The sequence below is a fragment of the Bosea vaviloviae genome (assembly GCF_001741865.1).
Taxonomy (GTDB): Bacteria; Pseudomonadota; Alphaproteobacteria; order Rhizobiales; family Beijerinckiaceae; genus Allobosea; species Allobosea vaviloviae.
Map to the genome: position 1 here is coordinate 2,264,022 of NZ_CP017147.1, position 21,554 is coordinate 2,285,575.

Consider the following 21,554-nt stretch of genomic DNA (forward strand, 5'->3'; position numbering starts at 1 on the left):
AATTCGTCGCGCCACCAGGGAGCAGGAGGTCGATGCCGGTGAATGTCCCGCGCCCTGACGATCTCAGGCGGGAGCCTGTCCTGCCGCCGGGCTTTTCGCTTGTGACCCTGCGCGAAGCCGGCGACGCCTTCGCCCATGCCCAGGCGATCGCCGCCGAGGCGGGGGCTGCGACGCTGGTCTGGGTGCGCCGCTTCGACATCGTCGAATTCGCGGTGGTACTGGAGCCGGACGCCGTGCTCGGCGAGGCGCGACTCGCCCACTATCTCGCGATGAATGCGCTTGCCGACGCGCTTGCCGTGCATTGCCCGCCGGAGCGGCCGGTCCTGTTCCGCTGGCCTGACGCGCTGATCTACGACCATGGCCTGATCGGCGGCGGCCGGCTCGCCTGGCCGCAGGATTGCGGCGAGGGCGATGTGCCGGATTGGCTGGTCTTCGGCGCGATGCTGCGCGCCACCACCATGGCGCCCTTCGCGCTGGGGCAGACCGGCGTCGGCATGGCGGAGGAAGGTTTCGAGGAGGTCGACGCCGTCGATCTGATCGAATCCTTCGCGCGCCATCTCATGCTCGGTGTCACGCATTGGCAAAGCGATGGCCCAAAGGCCGTGGCCCGCCGCTGGCTCGACCGGCTCGACAAGGTCGTCGGCATCCGCCACGGCATCGAGGCGAATGGCGATCTCATCGCGACCTCGCAGAGTGGCGCCGAGCGCCGGAGCCTGGTCGATGCGCTGGGCCGGGCCGACTGGCTCGACCGCGACAGCGGCGGGCCCAAGCTGTGAACGCGCTCAAACTGCCACGCGCGATCCGGCTCGACCCGTCGGACAGATTCGTCTTCCGCCGCGCCGCCGAGCCCGGCGAATGGCTGGTGACCGGCTCCTTCCTGTTCGATCCCACCGGGATCGCGGCACTCGACGCCAAGGGGCGCACAGCCTTCCGCTCCGGCTTCCTCGGCATTGCGAGCTTCGGCTGGAGCACCCTGGCGGTGGTGAGCGAGGCGACGGAGGCGGAGCGCGAGGCCGCGATCGCGCAGCTTGCCGGCCATCTCGTTGCAAAACTCGGCGCGCCCGATCTCGCCACGGCGCGCGCTGCTGCGGCCGAGGAGGTCGCCTTCGCCGCCTCGCTCTGCGACCATCCGGCGCAGACGCTGATCGCCTTGCATCGGACGCTGGAGGATGGCGAAATCCGCGAGCGTTTCCGCACGCTGACCCCGCGCGGCGAGCCGGGCGGCACGGGTTTCCGCGCCTTCGAGTTTATGGAGGTCGAGGGCGAGGACGGGCCGCAGGACGAGGTCGATCTGCTGGCGCTGGGCAAGACGCCGGTATCGGGCAAGAAACTGGCATCGGGAAAGAAGACGGACGCATCATGATGCATTTCTGGGCGACCTCCGGCCATGTCCTGCTGGACCGCGCCGCCGGCGGCGGGCTCGTCGTCACCGATGATTTCCTCAAGGCCTATCTGGCGCGGCCCGAAGTGCTGCCGCCCGAGGAGGCCTGCGACGCCGAGCGCGCGCTGCATGCCAAGCTGATGGCGACGCCTCAGGCCGAGGTGGCGGCGGCCGAGATCGCTGCGATCGCAGACGAGGATGCCCGTGAGAACTGGCGCTTCCTGGTCGGTTGGCGCGACCGGTTGCTCGCTGCGCCGACGCTGGAGGCGGCCTATGCGCGGATCATCCGCGAGGGCGTCGCGGGCGTGCCGCCCTTGTTCCTCGACCAGCTCGCCCATGTCATCCTGCGCGGTGCGCTCGATGATGTCGACGACCCCTATGTGGTGCGCGCCGCCGAATGCCTGTTCCGGCCGCAGCGCGTCACCCTGCACGAGAACACCATCCTTCTGGCCGATGCGGAGATCATCGAGGGCCATGAGGCCGATCGTCATGCCTCGCCCCTGCTCGCCATGCTGGGCGGCCCGGCCGTGACCTCGCTCGACATCCTCAAAGCCGCCAATGCCGACCGCTATTGGCAGCGCTCCGACGGCTTCGACATGGCGCTCGATCTCGGCGGTTCGCCATCGGGGCGAGCGGCGCTGGCGGCGGCGCTGCGCCATTGGGTGCGCGCCCTGCACGGCTTCGATGTCGTCATCGAGCCGATCGAGAGCGTCAGGGATGCCGACTGGCGCTGGTTCGTCGGGCTCGATGCGCAGGCGACGGCGATCGGCAACGCGCTCTGGCAGGGCAAGAGCGTCGGTGAGGAGGCGCTGTCGCGCGTGCTGGCGCTCTACAGGATGACGCTGCCGCCCGATGCGCCGGTGTTGGTGGCGGCGCAGGCAAGGCCCATCTATCTCATCATGGCGATGTCGGCCGACAAGATCCTGCGCCTGAAGCCGCAGAATCTGGTGACAGGCCTGCCCCTGTCGGCGAACGCGATGACGAATTGAGGATCGCGACATGACGCAAGTGCACATCGAGGTCGGGATCGTGGTCGAGCGGCGCGCGATCGATTCGCCCTGGGTCGACCATGCCTGGAGCCCGCTCGCCGTGCTGCCCGAGCCGCCGGCGCTCGCACCCTGGACCGAGCTTGCCAGCGAGCCCGGCCGGCGCAGCGTCTATCTCGGCCCGGCGACGCTGACGCTGCATTCGGTCGACACGGCGCATTTCCGCGAGAACTTCCAGGCCGGCCGGGCCAAGCTCTGGGTCGCGATCCGGCCGACCGGGATCGAGCCCGAGCTGGACTTCGTCGGCGTCACCGCCGACCCGTTCGAGGGCGAGGTCTATGCCGAGAATGTCGGGGACATCGTCGAGGCCCTGCCGATGCCGGCCCTGATTGCCGAACAGGTGCTCGCCTTCTTCGAGGCGCATCATGTCGAGCGCGAATTCATCAAGCGCAAGCGCAGCGAGCATGATCCGCGCAAGGGCGGCGTGCCGCGTCCGGAGCCGGGCCTGCGCCGAGGCGAGGGCGAGAGATGAGCCCGCGCGCAGGCGATCTCGACGACGAAGGCTTCCTGACGCGCTGGTCGCGGCGCAAGCGCGCCGTGGCGGAGCAAAGCGAGGTTCTGCCGCCGTCGCCGGTGGGCGACGCCCTACCGGCGGAGGGTGAGCCGCAGGCCGCCGCATCCGAGCCCGAAATGGTCGAGCCGCCCTCGCTCGATCTGATCGACAAGGATTTCGACGTCGCCCATTGGCTCAAGCAGAACGTGCCCGAAAGCTGGAAGCTCGCGGCGATGCGGCGGGCCTGGGAGAGCGACCCGACGATTCGCGATTTCGAGAATCCGGCCCGCGACTATGCGCTCGACTGGAACACGCCGGGTGGCGCGCCGGGCTACGGCCCGCTGACGGAATCGGACGATGTTGAGGCGATGGTGCGCGGCATCTTCGGCGACCCGGAGCCCAAGACGGCTCTGTCGGGTGTGGATGAGGGCACGGGCGACAGCATGTCGCATACACTTTCGTCTCATGACGAAAGGCGTAGTCGTGACGCTGCGCTGCAAGGTGAACAGCCTGCGGCGACTCCAGCCGGGTCTGTCAGAGTGAGCGAGGCCGGCGCGAACCCGGCGGAAGAGGCCGAAACGGCCCGGATCGCGCCGGATCGGGTCTATGCTGCGGCGCAAAATAATCCTGAGCCGGAGAAGCGTTCCATGCGGATTCGCAAGCGCGGAGGCGGAGCCGTTCCAGTCTGAGTCCAGATTGGAATGCTTGTATTCTGGGGCAATAAGCGTTCATTATCACCGCATTGAAGCGCAGCGGCGAAGGAACGTCGCGCGATGATGAGAGGAACGCCGCAAACGATGCGTGATCCGGCACTCGAGAGAGCGATCGGGGCTGCCGGAGGGGTGCGCGCATTGGCGCGCAGCCTGGGCGTGTCGCAGCCAGCGATCTCGAGCTGGAAGCGCGTTCCCGCTGACCGCGTGCTTTCCGTCGAAGCCAATACCGGTGTGCCACGCTCCGACCTGCGACCAGATCTCTATCCCATCGAGACCGCGCTGCACCAGCCCGCGTCGATGAACGGTGGTTCGTCGGTGGCGATCGATGAGATCGACGAGGCGCGCGCCCAGGAATACCAATTGATCGGAGCGCTGCTCTGGCGAGCGCCGACGGCCGAGACGCTGGCCCTTCTGCAAGGCTTGCGGGGTGACGCCTCGCCGCTCGGCATGGCGCATTTCGCCTTGGCGGAGGCCGCCGCCGAGCTCACGCCGGAAGCGGCGCGCGATGAATTCTTCGAGCTCTTCATCGGCGTCGGCCGTGGCGAGATCCTGCCCTACGCCTCCTATTACCTGACCGGCTTCCTGCATGAGCGCCCGCTGGCGCTGGTGCGCGAGGACATGGGCAGGCTCGGCATCGCCCGGGCCGAGCGCGCCGGCGAGCCGGAAGACCATATCGCCATCCTGATGGACATCATGGCGAACCTGATCCGCGGCACCTTCGCGGGCGAGGGCGTCGATACCGCCGCCTTTTATGCGCGCCATATCGAGCCCTGGGGCGAGCGTCTCTTCGCCGATCTGGAGGTCGCGAAGGCTTCGAAATTCTACCGGGCCGTCGGCCGTGTCGGCAGCCTGTTCCTGTCCATTGAGACGGAAGCCGGAAGGCTGCCGTCATGACGTCCGCCAGTCTGCCCGGCGCGGAGGAGACGACGATGTCGCAAAAATCCAAAGAGACCGTGACGCCGGCCTTCGACCGCCGCAGCTTCTTCAAGGCGCTGGGCGCCGGCGCGGCGGTGGCCGCGACGCCCGCCATGGTGACGCCGGCGGCAGCCGTCGATCCGGGCAAGGACGAGACCAAGGCGCGCTACCGAGAGTCGGAGCACGTCAAGGACTACTACCGCGTCAACCGCTACTGAAGGCGCAACACCATGCTCATCAAGCGCAAATCTGCCGATGTTCAGCGCGGCAAGCTCCGGGCCGCCATGGCCGGCCTGTCCTCGGGCGTGATGGACCGGCGCACCTTCCTGCGGCGCTCGGGCCTCGTCGCCGGCGGCGTCGCGGCCGCAGGCGCGCTCCAGATCGGCTCCGTTCGCAAGGCGGATGCCGCGGAGGGGCTGGGCCCGGCGAGCGGCACCAAGATCGTCAAGAACATCTGCACCCATTGCTCTGTCGGTTGCACCGTCAAGGCCGAGGTCGCCAACGGCGTCTGGGTCGGCCAGGAGCCGGCCTGGGAAAGCCCGATCAACCGGGGCAGCCACTGCGCCAAGGGCGCTTCGGTGCGCGAGCTGACCCATGGCGACCGCCGCATCAAATACCCGATGAAGCTGGTCGACGGGCAGTGGCAGCGCATCACCTGGGATGTCGCGATCAGCGAGATCGGCGACAAGATGATGCAGATCCGGGCCAAGTCCGGCGCCGATTCCGTCTATCTGCTCGGCTCGGCCAAGTTCTCCAATGAGGGCTCCTATCTGTTCCGGAAGTTCGCCGCCTTCTGGGGCACGAACAATGTCGACCACCAGGCGCGCATCTGCCACTCCACCACCGTCGCAGGTGTCGCGAACACCTGGGGCTACGGCGCGATGACGAACTCCTACAACGACATCCGCAACTCCAAGACGATCCTGTTCATGGGCTCGAACGCGGCCGAGGCCCATCCTGTCTCGATGCAGCACATCCTGAGCGGCAAGGAGCTCAACCGGGCCAATGTCATCGTCTTCGACCCGCGCCTGACCCGCACGGCGGCCCACGCGACCGATTATATCCGCATCCGCTCCGGTACCGATATTGCGGTGATCTGGGGCATGATGTGGCACATCTTCAAGAATGGCTGGGAGGACAAGGACTTCCTCGCCGCGCGCGTCTACGGCATGGACGATGTCCGCAAGGAGGTCGAGAAATACGATCCCAAGACCGTCGAGGACATCACCGGCGTTCCCGAGGCGCAATTGAAGCGCGCTGCGGAGACCTTCGCCAAGGTCAAGCCGGCGACCTTCATCTGGTGCATGGGCGTGACCCAGCACTCGGTCGGCACGGCGAATGTCCGGGCGATCTGCAACCTCCTGCTTGCCACCGGCAATGTCGGCGGCATGGGCAACGGCGCCAACATCTTCCGCGGCCATTGCAACGTGCAGGGCGCGACCGATTTCGGCCTCGATATCTCGAATCTGCCTTGCTATTACGGGCTGGTCGAAGGCGCCTGGCGCCATTGGGCCCGCGTCTGGGGCGTCGATTACGACTATTTCGTCACGCGCTTCGATGCGGTGCCGGCCAAGGGCGGCCGCCCGGCGCGCACGGCCAAAGCCAATATGGAGACCTCGGGCCACACCTCGACGCGCTGGTTCGACGCCGCCAACATGCCCGCCGAGCAGGTCGACCAGAAGGACAACCTCAAGGCCATGATCGTCATGGGCCATGGCGGCAACACCATCCCGCGCATGCCCGACGCCGTGAAGGGGCTGGAGACACTCGAATTGCTGGTCGTGGCCGACCCGCACCCGACCAATTTCATCTCGCTCGGCCAGCGCAAGAACGGCACCTATCTCCTGCCGATCGGCACGCAGTTCGAATGCTCGGGCTCGCGCACCTGCTCCAACCGCTCGGTGCAATGGGGCGAGAAGGTCGTCGATCCGATCTTCGAATCGGCCAATGACTACTGGGTCATCTACAAGCTGGCGCAGAAGCTCGGCTTCGCCGAGCCGATGTTCAAGACCCTCGAGCTGGTGCAGGGCAAATACGGGCTGGAGCCCTCGGCGGAATCGATCCTGCGCGAGATCAACAGGGGCGGCTGGTCGACCGGCTATACCGGGCAGTCGCCCGAGCGCCTCAAGCTGCACATGCAGCACCAGGACAAGTTCGACCTGGTCTCGCTGCGCGGCGCCAAGGGCTCGCCGGTCGAGAACGACTTCTACGGCTTGCCCTGGCCGTGCTGGGGCACGCCGGAACTGAAGCATCCCGGCACGCATATCCTCTACAACACGTCCCTCGAGGCCAATAATGGCGGCGGCACCTTCCGCCCGCGCTTCGGCCTGACGCGCGAGCGCACCTTGCCGGATGGCAGCAAGGTCAACGACACGCTGCTGGCCGAGAACGGCTCCTACTCGCTGAACTCGGAGATCAAGGACGGCTATCCCGAATTCACCATGGGCATGCTGAAGAAGCTCGGCTGGGACGCCGACCTGACGCCCAAGGAACTCGAGACGATCACCTGGATCGGCGGCAACACGATCGATACGGTGAACTGGGCCAACGACCTGTCGGGCGGCATCCAGCGCGTCGCGCTCAGCCATGGCTGCGTGCCCTATGGCAACGGCAAGGCCCGCGCCAATGCCTGGAACCTGCCCGATCCGGTCCCGACCCATCGCGAGCCGATCTACTCGCCGCGCGTCGATCTCGTGGCGAAATGGCCGGCGCGTCCCGACGAACGGACTTTGCGCATCCCCAACCTCCACACCACCATTCAGAAGGCGGCGGTGGAGCGCGGTGTCGCGAAATCCTTCCCGATCGTCCTGACCTCGGGCCGGCTCGTCGAATATGAGGGCGGCGGCGAGGAGACGCGCTCGAACAAATGGCTCGCCGAATTGCAGCAGGACATGTTCGTCGAGATCAACCCGGCGGATGCGACCGAGCGCGGCATCAAGGACGGCGCCTTCGTCTGGGTCTCGGGGCCGGAGAACAACTCCAAGGCCAAGGTCAAGGCGCTGGTGACGGAGCGCGTCGGCAAGGGCGTCGCCTTCATGCCCTTCCATTTCGGCGGCTTCTACCAGGGCGTCGACCAGCGCGGGAACTACCCCAAGGGGCTGGATCCGATCGTGCTCGGCGAGTCCGTCAACACCCTGACGACCTATGGCTACGACCCGGTGACCGCCATGCATGAAGGCAAGGTCACGCTCTGCCAGATCGCTGCGGCGTGAAGAGGAACTGAACCATGGCCCGGATGAAATTCCTCTGCGACGCCGACCGCTGCATCGAATGCAACGCCTGCGTCACCGCCTGCAAGAACGAGAACGAGGTGCCCTGGGGCATCAACCGGCGTCGCGTCGTCACCATCAATGACGGCAAGCCGGGCGAGCGCTCGATCTCGATGGCCTGCATGCATTGTACGGACGCACCTTGCATGGCGGTCTGCCCGGTCGACTGCTTCTACAACACCGCCGACGGCGTCGTGCTGCACAACAAGGACCTCTGCATCGGCTGCGGCTATTGCTTCTACGCCTGCCCGTTCGGGGCACCGCAATATCCCAAGGTCGGCAATTTCGGTTCGCGCGGCAAGATGGACAAATGCACCTATTGCTCGGGCGGCCCGGAGGTCGATCTCTCCCCGGCCGAGTTCCAGAAATATGGCTCGAACCGCCTGGCCGAGGGCAAGCTGCCACTCTGCGCCGAGATGTGTTCGACCAAATCGCTGCTCGCCGGCGACGGTGAGATCATCGCCCAGATCTATAAGGAGCGGGTGGTCAAGCGCGGCTATGGCTCCGGCGCCTGGGGTTGGCAGACTGCCTACAAGGAAACGATCGCCATCTGAGCATGATGCCGAAAAGTGGCTTCCGGTTTTCGGCATCATGCTTCGTGAAGAACCAGCTCGGGGGGAGGGGCGCGTCTCGGCCGCAAGGTCGGGCGCGTTCCCCCCGAGCAGGATGTCCGGTTCATCTCGCGAGAGGAATTTCGCAATGCGTCTCGGCGCTCACCTTCGTCTCCTGGTCACCGGCCTCCTGCTGACCTTCGCTGTCGCGCTGGCGGTTCCGGCTTTCGCGCAGCAGGTCAACCCGACGGCGGACTCGGTCAAGGAGCAGCAATTCCTCGACGCGCTGAAGGGCAATCCTTCGGCCGAGCTCACGGGACGCATCACCATTCCCGACGGCAAGGCCGCGACGCTGGAGCGGCCCGCCGGGCGCGAATGGCGCGCCTTCCATCAGGGCACCATGGTCAAGGTCGGCGCCGTCGCGGTGCTCGGCACGCTGCTTTTGCTGGCGGTGTTCTACCTCGTGCGGGGCCGCATCCGGGTCGAGTCCGGCCTGTCGGGCCGCACGCTGACGCGCTTCAACGGCTTCGAGCGCTTCATGCACTGGCTGACGGCCGCCTGCTTCATCGTGCTGGCGCTGTCAGGGCTCAACGTCACCTTCGGCAAGCTGCTGCTGCTGCCATTGGTCGGGCCGCAGACCTTCACCAATATCTCGGTCGTGGCGAAATGGGCGCATAACTATCTCGCCTGGCCATTCATGCTCGGCATCGCGCTGATGTTCGTCGTCTGGATCAAGGACAACATCCCCGGCATGGTCGATCTCCGTTGGTTCGCCGCCGGGGGCGGCATCGTCGGCAAGGGCCACCCGCCGGCCAAGCGCTTCAATGGCGGCCAGAAGATCGTGTTCTGGACGGTGGTGATCGGCGGCACGGCCCTGTCCGTCTCCGGCGTCTATCTGCTCTTCCCCGCCTTCGCTGGTGGCGTGCTCAACCTGCAGTTCTGGAACGTGGTGCATGGCATCGTCGCCGTGCTGATGGTCGCCGCGATCCTGGCGCATATCTATATCGGCACGCTCGGCATGGAGGGCGCCTTCGACGCGATGGGCTCCGGCGAGGTCGATCTCAACTGGGCCAAGGAGCACCATTCGCTCTGGGTCGCGGAGGAGATGCAGAAAGGCCATGTGCCGGGCGGCCCGACGCTGCAGCCGGCGGAGTGAGCCCGGCCGCGTCAGGACGGATTGCTTGACCGCGAGAGGCAATCTGAAAGATGACAGCCGGGCGCTTTCGCGCCCGGTTTTTGTTTGGAGACCGGTTTTTGTTTGGAGACATGGCCCTCGATGCGCGTGATCGGTCTGGCGGGATGGAGCGGGGCGGGCAAGACGACGCTGCTGACGCGGCTGATCCCGGAACTCGGCCGCCGCGGCGTCTGCGTCTCGACGCTCAAGCACGCCCACCATGCCTTCGATCTCGATACGCCCGGCAAGGATTCCTATGCGCATCGCCAGGCTGGCGCGCGCGAGGTCCTGATCTCCTCGGAGCGGCGCTGGGCGCTGATGCGGGAGTTGCGCGGCGAGCCGGAGGCGAAGCTCGGCGAATTGCTCGGGCGGCTGTCGCCGGTCGATCTCGTCATCATCGAGGGCTTCAAGCGCGACCCGCACGCCAAGATCGAGATTTACCGCATGGCCAACGGCAAGCCGCCCTTGCATCCCGAGGATCCGAGCATCGTGGCAGTCGTGAGCGACCGCGCTTTTCCCGAAGCGGGCCGTCCGGTGGTCGCCCTCGACGACATCGCGGCGGTTGCCGATATCGTGCTGGCGGCGGCAGAGCCGCTTGCTGCCGTGCTGGCGCGGCGACACGGGCAGGAGTGAGGACGCCATGGCCCAGCTCAGCAAGGACGAGGAAGCGTTCGGCGCGTTGATGAGCGTCGCGCAGGCGGCCGAGCGCGCCGGCTCCCTGGTCGCGCCATTGGCCGGAGCGCAGAATGTCGCGCTCGCCGAGGCCGATGGCCGCGTCCTGGCGCGGGATATCGTGGCGAGGCTCGACCTGCCGCCCTTCGCCAATTCGGCTGTCGATGGCTATGCCGTGCGCTTCGCCGATCTGGCCCCCGCTGGCGAAAGCCGCCTGCGCCTGTCGGGCCGGGTCGCGGCGGGAGCGGATGCCTCGGGCACCGCGACGGCTGGCGTCGCGGTGCGGGTCTTCACCGGCGCACCGATGCCGCCGGGCGCCGATACCGTCTTCATGCAGGAGGATGTCGGGCTCGAGGACGGCTTCGTCAGGCTGCCGGCCGGTCTGAGAATCGGCGCCAATGCCCGCCCGGCGGGCGAGGATATCGCATGTGGCGAGACCGCCCTGAAGGCCGGGCAGCGTCTGCGGCCGCAGGATCTCGCGCTCTTGGCGGCACTCGGACTGATCGAAGTGAGCGTTCATCGCCGGCCGCGCGTCGCGATCTTCTCGACCGGCGACGAACTGAGCGAGCCGGGCGAAGCGCTCGCGCCCGCGGCGATCTACGACGCTAATCGTAGCCTGCTGCGCGCCATGGTCGCGCGCGCCGGCGCGGAGGTCGTCGATCTCGGCATCCTGCGCGACGAACCCGTCGGCCTGGCGCAGCGTTTGTCCGAGGCGGCTGCCTCCTGCGATCTGATCCTGACCTCGGGCGGCGTCTCGACCGGCGAGGAGGACCACGTCAAGGCGGCGGTCGAGCGCGCCGGCTCGCTGGCGTTCTGGCGCATCGGCATCAAGCCCGGCCGCCCCGTCGCGATGGGGCTCGTCGGGGCCACGCCCTTCATCGGCTTGCCCGGCAATCCGGTCGCGGTCTTCGTCACCTTCGCCTTCGTCGCGCGGCCGCTGCTCGCGCGGCTTGCGGGCGCTCATTTTGTCGCGCCGACACCGCTGCCGGTGCGGCTCGGCTTTCCCTACGCCAAGAAGGCGGGCCGGCGCGAATATGTCCGGGTCTCGCTGACGCCTGCGGCCGACGGCGTCATGGTCGCGCGCAAGCACCCGCAGAACGGCGCCGGCGTCCTGACCTCATTGACCCGGACCGACGGGCTGGTCGAGCTCACTGAGGCTCTGACACGGATCGAGGAGGGGACGATCGCGCCCTTCTTCGCCTATGGCCTGCTGATCGGCTGAGGAGCAGCGCGTTTTCGAGCGAAGCGGACACCGGTTCGCGTGAAGAAACCGCGTTAAAACAAAAGGCTGGAGCCTGCTGTCCTCACTCGGAAACACCGCGTCATCCTGGACAAGCGGCGGAGCCGCGCAGCTCAGGGATCCATCGGAGAGCGCAGTTCCCTACGATGGATCCCGGGCCGCCGCTTCGCTACGCCCAGGATGACGGTGCGTTTCTAAGCCTAAAATGCATGCTCCAGGGCTCAATCCCTGCGGAAGACGACGCTGGACAACCAGCCGAGGAAGAGCGCGAGCGCGACGGTCGCGAGGCCGTAGAGCAGGGAATGCTCAAAGGCGCCCGTGGCGAGGCGCTGCTCGATGCCGGATTTGACCACCTCGAAATTGGTCGATTGCCGGGCCAGCGGCACGCCGCCGGAATAGAGCACGATATCGATCTCGTAGGAGCCGGTCGGCGCCGTGGCCGGCACCGGGATCGGCGCGCTGAACAGCGTGTTGGAGAGGAAGGTGACGCCGCGCGCCTCCTGGGAATAGAGCCCCTTCTCCTCGAGGATGCGGATCATGCCGTCCTTGAAGCGCGCTGTCGTCCGGCCGAAATCGAGCCCGGGATCAGGCAGGCGTTGGGCGTTTTCGAGGCCTATCCGCTCGCGTCGCGCGGTCTCCTCGCTCATGATCTCGTTGAGCGGCCGGTTGCTCGCCACCGCCAGGAAGACCGAGTTGTCGGGAAAGCGCCGCTGGGTGCGGTTGATCCAGATCGGCCCGAGCCGCTCCTTTTCACGCACCAGCAGCATGCGCCGCGGGCCGCGCACGGTGACGATGATGTCGTAGGGATCGCCCCGCGCGGCGGTGCGCCCGTCGCGCTCGACCAGCCCGAAGACCGTGAGCTGGTCGCCGGTGTAGTTGGAGTTGATCTGGATCTGATGGCTCGACATCGCCGCGATCAATGTCTCGGCGCGCGCCGGGGCGGCCGTGAGCGCGGCCAGTACCGCCAGCAGCAGGATTGTAAGGGAGCGTCTCATCGGATGCCCTCCGTCACGATCACGGAGAAGGGTTCGGTCGGCGCGATGAACAATTCGATGGCGAAGCGCAGGCCCACGGAAAGGATCAGCAGCGCCAGCAACAGGCGGAAGGAATCGACATTGAGGTTGCGCGCCGCCCGCCCGCCGAACTGTGCGCCGATGACGCCGCCCAGCAGCAGGAGAACCGCCAGGATCAGGTCGACCGACTGGTTGGTCAGCGCGTGCAGGATGGTCGCGCCGGTCATCGTCACCAGGATCTGGAACAGCGAGGTGCCGACGACGACGGCGGTCGGGATGCGGAAGAAATAGATCAGCGCCGGCACCAGGATGAAGCCGCCGCCGACGCCGAGCACCGCGCCGATGAAGCCGATCACGACCGCCAGCAGTGCAATCGGGATCACGCTGGCGTAGAGCTGGGAGCGGTAGAAGCGCATCCGCAGCGGCAGGCCCATCCACCAGGGATGCGTTCCTGCCCGCCGCCGCAACCGCGCCGGTCGGCCCGCCCGCACGCGCCACATCGCCCGCAGGGCGTCGTAGAGCATCAGGCCGCCGATGATCGTGAACAGGGTCACATAGGAGAGGGTGATGACGAGCTCGAGCTGGCCGAGCCTGCGCATCAGGTTGAAGAACAGCACGCCGAGCACGGTGCCCAATATGCCGCCGGCGACAAGGACGCCGCCGAGCTTGAAGTCGAGCGCGCGCCTTCGCCAATAGGTCAGGACGCCGGTGGTCGAGGAGCCGGCGACCTGCGCGGCGACGGTCGCGACCGCGACCGCGGGCGGAATGTCGAGGAAGATCAGGAGCGGCGTCAGCAGGAAGCCGCCGCCGACGCCGAACAGGCCGGAGATGAAGCCGACCGCGCCGCTGAGGCCCAGCACCATCAGGATGCTGATCGGGAGTTCGGCGATCGGAAGGTAGATCTGCACCCTTGGTCCTCGCGTCCCGGCGCGCTTTTGCTGAAGCCCGGCGCCGGATCGTTCCAGATTGCACCAATCGGGTTAGACAAATCCTTATCGTTGCGAAAAAGGGAGTTTTGTCCCGGCCGGTGACTGGAGGCTTCGTCCCGTCATGGCGCTCCAACGCGTCGAAACCGTGACGCTGAACGCGAAAGCAGGCGCTTTCGCGCCTGTCATGCCGTCGGTTCAGCCATGCGCCGGCTTGGCGGGTTTTTTGGTGGTCGCGCTCGGCGCCTCGTCCCAGCCCTTGATGGGTGGGGCCACGTCGTTGGCGGTGGCTTCGAGCGCCTTGGGCTTCCAGCTCTCGGCGGCGGCCTTGGCGGTGGCGAGATCACCAGGGCTCAGGCGCTGGGCGACCTCGTCGCGCTTGCGGCTGGCGTCCTCGTCGCCCTGGGCGGCGGCGATGGAGAACCAGAGATAGGATTGGCCGAGATCGGTCGGCGCACCGAGGCCGCGCCCGAGCAGGATGGCGAGGTTGTACTGGCTGTCGCGTACGCCCAGTTCGGCCGCCTTGCGGAACCACTCCGTCGCGGTGGCGTAGTCGGGCTTGCCGGAGGCGCCTTCGGCATGCAGCACGGCGAGGTTGTGCATCGCCTTGGCGTTGCCGCGCTCGGCGGCGCGCGTGTACCAGACCCGCGCCAGCGAGGCGTCGCGCGTGGTGCCGATGCCCTTCTCGAACATATTGCCGAGGCGGAACTGGGCCGGGGCGAGCCCGGCCACGGCGGCGCGCTCGAACAGGCGCAGCGCCAGCTTGGGGTCGCGGGCAGGGCCCGGGCCGTCGGCCGCGCGGCTGGCGACCTCATAGACCGCGCGTGCATCGCCCGCGAGCGCTGCCTTGCGCAGGCCCACGCTGCCGAGCCCGGTCGGGAGGTCGTCGACGCCCGTGACCATCAGGACGGCGGTCTGGACGGGAGGCGCGGAAGCGGCCGGAAGCGGCTCGGCAGCCGGAGCGGCTTCCGGAATGGTGATGGCGGCCTGGGTTGGGCTCATGAAGGCGGGCGCCGTGCTGATCGTCGGAGCAGGCACGGGCGGGAGGGCGGAAGTCTGGTCTTTGGCGGGCGTCGGCGTCGCCGGGACGGGAGCCGGAGCCGTCGGCACTGCTGGGATGTCGACCGCCTCGGCGCTGACCGGCTTGCCCGTGCCGCCGCCTTGCAGCGCGCCGGTCACGACATGAGCGGTGCCCATGGCGAGTACGAGCGCGGCGAGGCCGAGCAGGAGCGGCTTGCGGCGCTTCTCCATGATCTCCTTAAGGCGGCCACTGCCCTTGGCGGGCTCGCTCGTCGCGGCCGGAGAGGTGGTGGCTTCGGTCGCGGCCTTGGCGGAGCGCCTTGCCGCGGCGATCAGGCTCTGGCGGACCGATTGCGCGTCCTGCGGCGCGGTGGTGGTGCTGACGCGTGGGCGGCCTGAGCCGGGCTCCAGCGGCAGATCGAGCGAGGCCGCGACTGGCGAGGATGCCTCGGGCTGGCCCGCGCGCGGGCGCTCGGCGGCGATGCGGTCTGCGGCGATACGGTCTTCTTGGGCGATGCTGAGGCTTGCGGCCGGCTCCGGCATACGGGCGGTGGACTGCGCCTGCTCGGCATGGCGGGGCGGCATCACCGCGCGCGGCGCCGGCCCTTGCCGCTCGGCGGCAAGTTCGGCCTCGATGCTGGCGAGCCGCGAGATCACGGTTTCAAGCGTCTGGTGGACGGCGCCGATTGCGTCCTGCGTCTCGCGCCCGGAGGAGACATGGGTGTCGCGCAGGCCCGAGAGCAGGTTGCTGATCTCGGCGATGCCGCTGGCCGGCCCGCCCTTGGTCCCCATATCGGCCATGGCGGCACGTGCCGCGCGCTCGGCGGCGGCGGTGGTGTCCTGCCGCAGCGTCTGCAGATGGACGACGAGATCCTGCAATGTCCGCTCGATGCCGGTCTCGGCGGAGCGCGTCGCCGCGGCGGTGTCGAGCCGTTGGGCGAGGCCGGAGATCTGCTGCTCCAGTGCGTCGAAGGCGTCGGTTTCCGCACCGGGGCGGCCAGCCTCGTCGATCTTCTCGGCGAGTCCGCGCAGCATGTCCTCGATGGGGCGCAGATCGACGCGGGCGACTTGCGGGCCTTTGCCCTCGCTGATGAGCTGGGACAGGTTGCTCGCCGCAGCCAGGCTCTCGATGCGGCCGGCCAGGGCCTCGATCTGCCGCGTCACGGCCACCGGGCCCTGCTCGGCCAGGGTCTCGATGCTCTCCTGCAGGGCGTCGATGCGACTCTCGAGCTGGTCGGGCTGTCGGCCGGCCATGTCTTTGCCAGCCATGTCCTCCAGCCGGATAACCAGCGCCTCGATGCGATCGGACAGGACGTGCGAGACACCGCGTCCCGAGGCGTCCATTTCGTTGAGCCGCGCCGAGAGCTGCTCTGCCTGGGCGTTGATCACCTCGGGCCGCATCGCCGGCAAGGTCTCGATCTTGTCGGCCAGATTCTCGATCTGCCGCGACAGCGAGGTCAGCTGCGTGGGATCGGCCTGACGGTCATGGGCGCGGTCGGACAGGATGGCGTTGCGCACGTCCTCGATCGCCTGCGAGAGGCTGCGGATCTCGCGCCCGTCCGGCTGTGCTTCGCGCAATTGCGACAGCTCCGTGGACAGCGACGAGATCTGCCGCGAAAGGGTGTCCATGCGGGGGTCGGCGGCCGGCGCCCGCACCATGTCGCGCAATTCGGCGATATCGCGCAGGACCGGGGCGATGACGCTGCGGTCGCCGCCGCGCGCGACGAGCGCATCGACCTTGGCGGCGAGATGGGCGATTTCGAGCTCGAAGCGCTGATAGCCCTCGGCCGAACGCTCCTGCGACAGGCGCGAGACGTCCGACTCGATCCGCGCCAGCGGCTTCATGATCGGGTCCAGGCGATCGTGCTTGTCGAGCTTGTCGAGCCGCGCGCCGAGATCGGCCAGCATCGCCTCGATCGGGTTGCCCTGGATCGGGGCTGAAGCAGAGGCCGGACGCTGGGCCGGCGTGGCGCGCATGCGTTGAGGCGGTGCCTCCGCCTCCGGCGAGGCGGGCACGATCCGGTTGCTCAGCTCGCGCAGATCCTGGCGCAGCGCCGCGATCCGGTTTTCCGGGACCGAGCGGCGCGCCGGCTGGGCTTGCCCGTCGACGTCGAGGGCGCGCTGGCGGGTGCGGATGTCGTTCACGGCCTCGGCCAGGCCGTCGCGGCTGAAGGCGAGGCGCGGGGCCGGCATCGGCTTGGCATGGGTCTGGGCCTGCTGCGCTTCGCTGGCCTTGCGCTCCATCTCGACGAGACGCTCGCCCATGGTCTTGATCGCATCGGCGATGACGCTGGTCGCGCGCTCCTGGCGCTCGGCGGCGGCGCGCTCGCTGGAGGTGATGCGGCTTTCGGTCTTCTCGATCCAGCGGGTGATCGAATCGAGCGCGCCGGCCGTCTTGGCGCTGGATTCGCGGGTCAGGCGCTCGGCGGCGGCCGCCTGATTGATCACGGCGTCGATCTCGCCGCGCGAGAGCTCATTGGCGCCCTGTTGGGCGGCGCTGGCGGCCGCATAGGGCGAGGTGTCCATCTGTCCCTGGGACAGCTTGGCGAGGCGCTCCGAAAGCGCTGCGATGTCGAGCTGCTCGGGGGCGGCCTGCTCGGGCTCCGTCTCGGCGGCTTCGTCGCGAATCTTGTTATCGAGCCATTCGCCAAGCGTCATGCCGGCGCGGCGGGCTGCGGCTTTCGCTGCGTCGCGGGTGCGCGGATCGACGCCCTTGACGCTCCAGGGCAAGCTAGTGGCCATGTTGTCGCTCGCCTACGGGGCTCGTCCTCATCGGAAAGGCGCGGGCCCCTGACACCGCTGCTTTCCTTGCGAATGTGGCGATCCGTGAAGATTACGTTGCTGCTGACAGGACGCCGATCCGCAGAGCAGACTTTTGGCGACCGTGGTAAACAGTCAGTTAAGATTGTGGCGTCGGGAGTTAATTTTTTACGAACGGCCGCTAAGGCCGGTCCCGCGCGGGGCGCGTATAACGGTAACTTACCTGACGGAAGCGTCATATTACCTGACGCAAGGGGAAGCAGCCGGCTATGCGTTGTCGGACGGAAGATCGCCACCTGCATGGTCGGCGTTCCCGAGCCCCCCAACCTGCAAGGAATGCACCCCTATGTCGCGCCCAAGCTTCGCTTTGGCGGCTGCCTCGACTCATGAAGGCCGCTCGCCCAACCCTGCCGCCACCGAGACCGAATCGGTCGGTGGCTTCACCATCAGCGATCTCGCCCGTGATTTCGATGTGACCCTTCGTACGCTGCGCTTCTATGAGTCGCGTGGCCTGCTCGCTCCGGCCCGCTCCGGCATGACCCGGATCTATTCGAGCCGCGACCGCGCTCGCCTGGCCCTGATCCTGAAGGGCAAGCAACTCGGGTTCACGCTGGTCGAGATCCGCGCGATGCTCGCCAATGAAGAGAAGAAGGGCGAGGCCGCCGAGGGTTCGGCGTCCGTTGGCGGCCTGCAGCTCAGCCATGAGCAGGTCACGGAGCAGCTCGAACTGCTGCGCAGCCAGCGCAAGGAGATCGAGGAAGCGATCGCCGAGCTGGAAGCGACGCAAGCTCGCTTCCGCAAGGCCTGAGCGCCTTCGATCAGGATATGAGGCGCCTTTGAAGGGCAGGATGCGAGAAGTGGGGGCCGATTTTTCGCAGTAGCCAGCTTTCAAGGAATTCCGTCTCTCCGCAAAAAGCCCCGGGCAGCCGCCCGGGGCTTTTTGCTGTCTTGGCGCTGTTGCGCGCCGCGCCGAAGGGTGGTCCGATTGCGCATGAGGCCATTGCCTCTTTTCCAGACTCGCCTTGCCAAGCTTGCCCTGATAGTTTACATGTGAACTATTCCGATGTGGCCCCCGCGGTGATCTGGCGGGCCGGCGTCGCGACGAGAGGGAGGATGAACATGCCGGTCTACAAGGCACCCGTCGAAGACACGCTTTTCCTGCTGAACGACGTCTTCAATATCGAGCGCTACAACAACCTGCCGGGCTTTGCCGACGCGACGCCCGATGTGGTCGAGGCCGTGCTGGCGGAAGGTGCGAAGGTCTGCGAGGAGATCCTCCAGCCTTTGAATTACTCGGGCGACCAGGAAGGCTGCACGCGCAACGCCGACGGCTCCGTGACGACGCCCAGGGGCTTCAAGGCGGCCTATGAGACCTATGCCGGCGCCGGCTGGATCGGCCTTGCCATGGATCCCGAATATGGCGGCCAGGGCCTGCCCTATACGCTGGGTGCCGTCATGAACGAGTTCGCCTCCTCGGCGAACATGGCTTTCGCGATGTATCCCGGCCTGACCATGGGTGCGATCGCTGCGCTCTATGTCCATGGCTCGGACGAGCAGAAGCGCACCTATCTGCCGAAAATGATCGAGGGCGAGTGGTCGGGCACCATGAACCTGACCGAGCCGCATTGCGGCACCGATCTCGGCCTGATCAAGACCAAGGCCGTGCCCAATGGCGACGGCTCCTATGCGATCACCGGCACCAAGATCTTCATCTCGGCCGGCGAGCAGGACATCACGCGCAATATCATCCATCTCGTGCTCGCCCGCATCGAGGGCGCCCCGGCCGGCGTGAAGGGCATCTCGCTCTTCGTCGTGCCGCGTAACGCGATCGGGGAGGATGGGTCCGTCGGCGAGAACAACCATGTCTCCTGCGGCTCGATCGAGCACAAGATGGGCATTCACGGCAATTCGACCTGCGTCATGAACTATGACGGGGCCAAGGGCTGGCTCATCGGCGCCGAGAACAAGGGCCTCAACGCCATGTTCGTGATGATGAACGAGGCGCGCCTCGGCGTCGCGATCCAGGGCCTGGCGCAGTCCGAGGTCGCCTATCAGAACGCTGTCGTCTACGCCAAGGACCGCATCCAGGGCCGCGCGCTGACCGGCGCGAAAAGCCCCGACAAGGCAGCCGATCCGATCATCGTGCATCCCGATGTGCGCCGCACCTTGATGTCGATCAAGGCCTTCAACGAGGCGGCCCGTGCTTTCGTGATCTGGAACGCGATCAAGTCCGATATCTCCCATCGCTCCAGCGACGCCGCCGAGCGCCAGGCGGCCGATGACCAGCTCGGCCTGATGACGCCGGTGCTCAAGGGCGTGCTGACCGATACCGGCTTCGACAATGCGGTGAAGGCGCAGCAGATGTTCGGCGGCCATGGCTACATCGCCGAGACCGGCGTCGAGCAATTCGTCCGCGATGCCCGCATCGCCATGATCTATGAGGGCGCCAATGGCGTGCAGGCGATGGATCTCGTCGGCCGCAAGCTCGGCCGCGATGGCGGCCGCGCCATCATGGCCTTCTTCAACGAGGTCGCCGGCTTCCTGAAGGACAATGCCGAGGATGAAGGGCTGAAGCCTCTGCTCGGGCCGCTCCAGCTCTCGCTGGGCCATCTCCAGCAGGCGACGATGTGGTTCATGAACAATGCGCTCGCCAAGCCCGACAATGCCGGCGCCGGCGCGAGCGACTACATGCACCTGCTCGGCCTCGTCTCGCTCGGCTATATGTGGGTGAAGATGGCCAAGGTCGCGCAGGACAAGCTCAAGGCTGGCGCCAATGGTGCGACCGAACGCATGAACACCAAGCTGGTGACGGCGCGCTTCTTCATGGAACGCAGCCTGCCGGAGACGGCGGCGCATCTGGCCCGGATCACCTCGGGAGCCGACAGCACCATGGCGCTGAGCGCCGAGCAGTTTTGAAGGGGGCAATAGGCAGTCGGCAGTAGGCAGTCGGACACACTGAAACCCGACTGCCGACTGCCCATTGCCGACTGCCCAAACAACAAGAACCTGGGAGGCCCTTGATGGCTGATGCATTCATCTACGACCACGTCCGCACGCCGCGCGGCAAGGGCAAGGCCGACGGCTCCCTGCACGAGGTCACCGCGATCGAGCTCGGCACGCAGACGCTGCGCGCGATCAAGCAGCGCAACAACCTCGACACCAAGCTGGTCGAGGACGTCGTCTTCGGCTGCGTCGATCCCGTAGGCGAGGCCGGCGCCGATATCGCTCGCACCATCGCGCTCAAGGCCGGCTACGGCAAGGAAGTGCCGGGCGTGCAGATCAACCGCTTCTGCGCCTCTGGGCTGGACGCGGTGAACCTCGCCGCCGCGCAGGTGATGTCGGGCCAGAAGGAGATGGCGATCGGCGGCGGCGTCGAGAGCATGTCGCGCGTCGGCATGGGCGCCTCGGGCTTCGGCATCGCGGTCGATCCCAGCGTCGCGATCGATACCTATTTCATGCCGCAGGGCGTCTCGGCCGATCTGATTGCGACGAAATACGGCTTCTCGCGCGATGATGTCGATGCCTTTGCGGTGCGCTCGCACAAGCGCGCCGCCGCTGCCTGGGAGGCCGGGCGTTTCAAGAATTCGGTGATCCCGGTCAAGGACGTCAACGGCCTGATCCTGCTCGATCGCGACGAGACCATACGCCCCAACACCGACATGCAGACGCTGGCTGGCTTGAAAGCCTCCTTCGTCCAGATGGGCGAGATGGGCGGGTTCGATGCAGTCGCGACCGCGGCGCATCCCGATGTCGAATTCGTCAACCACGTCCACCATGCCGGCAATTCCTCGGGCATCGTCGATGGCGCGGCGGCTGTGCTGGTCGGTTCGAAGAAGGGCGGCAAGGCGGCGGGCCTGAAGCCCCGCGCCCGCATCAAGGCCTTCGCCACCATCGGCTCCGATCTCGCCTTGATGCTGACCGGCCCGGTCGATGTCACCGAGCTCGTGCTGCGCAAGGCCGGCATGACGGTCAAGGACATCGACCTGTTCGAGCTGAACGAGGCCTTTTCCTCGGTCGTGCTGCGCTATCAGCAGGCTTTCGACATCGATGACGCCGTCCTCAACGTGAATGGCGGCGCGATCGCAATGGGCCATCCGCTAGGGGCGACCGGCGCGATGATCCTCGGCACCGTGCTCGACGAGCTGGAGCGCACCAACAAGAACACCGCGCTGGTGACCTTATGCGTGGCGGCCGGCATGGGCGTCGCAACCATCATCGAACGGGTGTGAGTTTCCCCTTCTCCCCACCCATGTCGGATGTTTCCGATATGGGCACATGTAGTGCGAAAGTCGGGAACACCCGACTTTCGATGGGAGAAGGTGGCCCGGCGTAGCCGGGTCGGATGAGGGAAGGACAACAATTTCACCCGAAGCATGGCGTG

Annotated in this window: 18 protein-coding genes; 15 read left to right on the forward strand and 3 right to left on the reverse strand. The window is 67.1% G+C overall.

Annotation, left to right across the window (positions count from 1 at the left end):
* Positions 1-32: 32 nt before the first annotated feature.
* The 12 genes from BHK69_RS10580 (at position 33) to BHK69_RS10635 (ending at position 11,436) form a co-directional block, all read left to right on the forward strand.
* Positions 33-776, forward strand: coding sequence for a biotin/lipoate--protein ligase family protein (locus BHK69_RS10580; protein WP_069690064.1), 744 nt, complete (start codon positions 33-35; stop codon positions 774-776).
* Positions 773-1,363 carry a DUF6505 family protein gene (locus tag BHK69_RS10585; protein WP_069690065.1) on the forward strand — a complete coding sequence of 197 codons (591 nt, stop codon included), beginning with the start codon at positions 773-775 and terminating at the stop codon, positions 1,361-1,363. The genes BHK69_RS10580 and BHK69_RS10585 overlap by 4 nt, the downstream gene beginning before the upstream one ends.
* Positions 1,360-2,370: a DUF6352 family protein gene (locus tag BHK69_RS10590; RefSeq protein ID WP_069690066.1), complete on the forward strand. Its 1,011-nt coding sequence runs from the start codon at positions 1,360-1,362 to the stop codon at positions 2,368-2,370. The genes BHK69_RS10585 and BHK69_RS10590 overlap by 4 nt, the downstream gene beginning before the upstream one ends.
* A 10-nt stretch (positions 2,371-2,380) precedes the next feature.
* Positions 2,381-2,899 carry a DUF3305 domain-containing protein gene (locus tag BHK69_RS10595; protein WP_069690067.1) on the forward strand — a complete coding sequence of 173 codons (519 nt, stop codon included), beginning with the start codon at positions 2,381-2,383 and terminating at the stop codon, positions 2,897-2,899.
* Entirely contained in the window at positions 2,896-3,609 is a 714-nt protein-coding gene (locus BHK69_RS10600) for a DUF3306 domain-containing protein (protein ID WP_069690068.1), read from the forward strand. Before BHK69_RS10595 ends, BHK69_RS10600 begins: the two co-directional genes overlap by 4 nt.
* 108 nt (positions 3,610-3,717) lie before the next feature.
* On the forward strand, positions 3,718-4,527 hold the full coding sequence (locus tag BHK69_RS10605; protein WP_069690069.1) for a Cro/CI family transcriptional regulator: 810 nt from the start codon (positions 3,718-3,720) through the stop codon (positions 4,525-4,527).
* Positions 4,524-4,766, forward strand: a complete 243-nt coding sequence (locus tag BHK69_RS10610) for a formate dehydrogenase (RefSeq protein ID WP_425285554.1) — start codon at positions 4,524-4,526, stop codon at positions 4,764-4,766. The genes BHK69_RS10605 and BHK69_RS10610 overlap by 4 nt, the downstream gene beginning before the upstream one ends.
* Before the next feature lie 12 nt (positions 4,767-4,778).
* Positions 4,779-7,760: a formate dehydrogenase subunit alpha gene (locus BHK69_RS10615; protein ID WP_069690070.1), complete on the forward strand. Its 2,982-nt coding sequence runs from the start codon at positions 4,779-4,781 to the stop codon at positions 7,758-7,760.
* Positions 7,761-7,774: 14 nt separating this feature from the next.
* Positions 7,775-8,371: a formate dehydrogenase FDH3 subunit beta gene (gene fdh3B, locus BHK69_RS10620; protein ID WP_069690071.1), complete on the forward strand. Its 597-nt coding sequence runs from the start codon at positions 7,775-7,777 to the stop codon at positions 8,369-8,371.
* Positions 8,372-8,516: 145 nt separating this feature from the next.
* Positions 8,517-9,524 carry a formate dehydrogenase subunit gamma gene (locus BHK69_RS10625; protein ID WP_069690072.1) on the forward strand — a complete coding sequence of 336 codons (1,008 nt, stop codon included), beginning with the start codon at positions 8,517-8,519 and terminating at the stop codon, positions 9,522-9,524.
* A 120-nt stretch (positions 9,525-9,644) separates the two neighbouring features.
* Complete coding sequence (gene mobB, locus BHK69_RS10630; RefSeq protein ID WP_069690073.1) at positions 9,645-10,175, forward strand: molybdopterin-guanine dinucleotide biosynthesis protein B; 531 nt, start codon at positions 9,645-9,647, stop codon at positions 10,173-10,175.
* A 7-nt stretch (positions 10,176-10,182) separates the two neighbouring features.
* The gene (locus BHK69_RS10635) at positions 10,183-11,436 is read left to right on the forward strand and encodes a molybdopterin molybdotransferase MoeA (protein ID WP_069690074.1); all 1,254 of its coding nucleotides are present in this window, start codon (positions 10,183-10,185) and stop codon (positions 11,434-11,436) included.
* 239 nt (positions 11,437-11,675) lie between these two features.
* Here BHK69_RS10635 and BHK69_RS10640 read toward each other — a convergent pair whose 3' ends face one another.
* From BHK69_RS10640 to BHK69_RS10650, 3 genes are all read right to left on the reverse strand, one after another.
* Entirely contained in the window at positions 11,676-12,449 is a 774-nt protein-coding gene (locus BHK69_RS10640) for a TIGR02186 family protein (protein ID WP_069690075.1), read from the reverse strand.
* Positions 12,446-13,375, reverse strand: a complete 930-nt coding sequence (locus BHK69_RS10645) for a sulfite exporter TauE/SafE family protein (protein ID WP_069690076.1) — start codon at positions 13,373-13,375, stop codon at positions 12,446-12,448. The genes BHK69_RS10640 and BHK69_RS10645 overlap by 4 nt, the downstream gene beginning before the upstream one ends.
* Positions 13,376-13,591: 216 nt before the next feature.
* Positions 13,592-17,155, reverse strand: a complete 3,564-nt coding sequence (locus tag BHK69_RS10650) for an SEL1-like repeat protein (RefSeq protein WP_148663369.1) — start codon at positions 17,153-17,155, stop codon at positions 13,592-13,594.
* A 364-nt stretch (positions 17,156-17,519) separates the two neighbouring features.
* Between BHK69_RS10650 and BHK69_RS10655 the strand changes: the two genes are divergently transcribed.
* The 3 genes from BHK69_RS10655 (at position 17,520) to BHK69_RS10665 (ending at position 21,402) form a co-directional block, all read left to right on the forward strand.
* Positions 17,520-17,981: a MerR family transcriptional regulator gene (locus BHK69_RS10655; protein WP_069690078.1), complete on the forward strand. Its 462-nt coding sequence runs from the start codon at positions 17,520-17,522 to the stop codon at positions 17,979-17,981.
* A 311-nt stretch (positions 17,982-18,292) separates the two neighbouring features.
* Complete coding sequence (locus BHK69_RS10660) at positions 18,293-20,089, forward strand: acyl-CoA dehydrogenase C-terminal domain-containing protein (protein WP_069693551.1); 1,797 nt, start codon at positions 18,293-18,295, stop codon at positions 20,087-20,089.
* Between the two features lie 104 nt (positions 20,090-20,193).
* The gene (locus BHK69_RS10665; RefSeq protein ID WP_069690079.1) at positions 20,194-21,402 is read left to right on the forward strand and encodes an acetyl-CoA C-acetyltransferase; all 1,209 of its coding nucleotides are present in this window, start codon (positions 20,194-20,196) and stop codon (positions 21,400-21,402) included.
* The last annotated feature ends 152 nt before the right edge of the window (positions 21,403-21,554 follow it).

Excerpts from the sequence above, each read along its gene's own strand:
- BHK69_RS10580 (WP_069690064.1), top strand. The coding sequence starts at position 33 with ATGCCGGTGAATGTCCCGCGCCCTGACGATCTCAGGCGGGAGCCTGTC.
- BHK69_RS10590 (WP_069690066.1), top strand. The coding sequence starts at position 1,360 with ATGATGCATTTCTGGGCGACCTCCGGCCATGTCCTGCTGGACCGCGCC.
- BHK69_RS10595 (WP_069690067.1), top strand. The coding sequence starts at position 2,381 with ATGACGCAAGTGCACATCGAGGTCGGGATCGTGGTCGAGCGGCGCGCG.
- BHK69_RS10600 (WP_069690068.1), top strand. The coding sequence starts at position 2,896 with ATGAGCCCGCGCGCAGGCGATCTCGACGACGAAGGCTTCCTGACGCGC.
- BHK69_RS10605 (WP_069690069.1), top strand. The coding sequence starts at position 3,718 with ATGCGTGATCCGGCACTCGAGAGAGCGATCGGGGCTGCCGGAGGGGTG.
- BHK69_RS10610 (WP_425285554.1), top strand. The coding sequence starts at position 4,524 with ATGACGTCCGCCAGTCTGCCCGGCGCGGAGGAGACGACGATGTCGCAA.
- BHK69_RS10615 (WP_069690070.1), top strand. The coding sequence starts at position 4,779 with ATGCTCATCAAGCGCAAATCTGCCGATGTTCAGCGCGGCAAGCTCCGG.
- fdh3B (WP_069690071.1), top strand. The coding sequence starts at position 7,775 with ATGGCCCGGATGAAATTCCTCTGCGACGCCGACCGCTGCATCGAATGC.
- BHK69_RS10625 (WP_069690072.1), top strand. The coding sequence starts at position 8,517 with ATGCGTCTCGGCGCTCACCTTCGTCTCCTGGTCACCGGCCTCCTGCTG.
- mobB (WP_069690073.1), top strand. The coding sequence starts at position 9,645 with ATGCGCGTGATCGGTCTGGCGGGATGGAGCGGGGCGGGCAAGACGACG.
- BHK69_RS10635 (WP_069690074.1), top strand. The coding sequence starts at position 10,183 with ATGGCCCAGCTCAGCAAGGACGAGGAAGCGTTCGGCGCGTTGATGAGC.
- BHK69_RS10640 (WP_069690075.1), bottom strand. The coding sequence starts at position 12,449 with ATGAGACGCTCCCTTACAATCCTGCTGCTGGCGGTACTGGCCGCGCTC.
- BHK69_RS10650 (WP_148663369.1), bottom strand. The coding sequence starts at position 17,155 with ATGGCCACTAGCTTGCCCTGGAGCGTCAAGGGCGTCGATCCGCGCACC.
- BHK69_RS10655 (WP_069690078.1), top strand. The coding sequence starts at position 17,520 with ATGTCGCGCCCAAGCTTCGCTTTGGCGGCTGCCTCGACTCATGAAGGC.
- BHK69_RS10660 (WP_069693551.1), top strand. The coding sequence starts at position 18,293 with ATGCCGGTCTACAAGGCACCCGTCGAAGACACGCTTTTCCTGCTGAAC.
- BHK69_RS10665 (WP_069690079.1), top strand. The coding sequence starts at position 20,194 with ATGGCTGATGCATTCATCTACGACCACGTCCGCACGCCGCGCGGCAAG.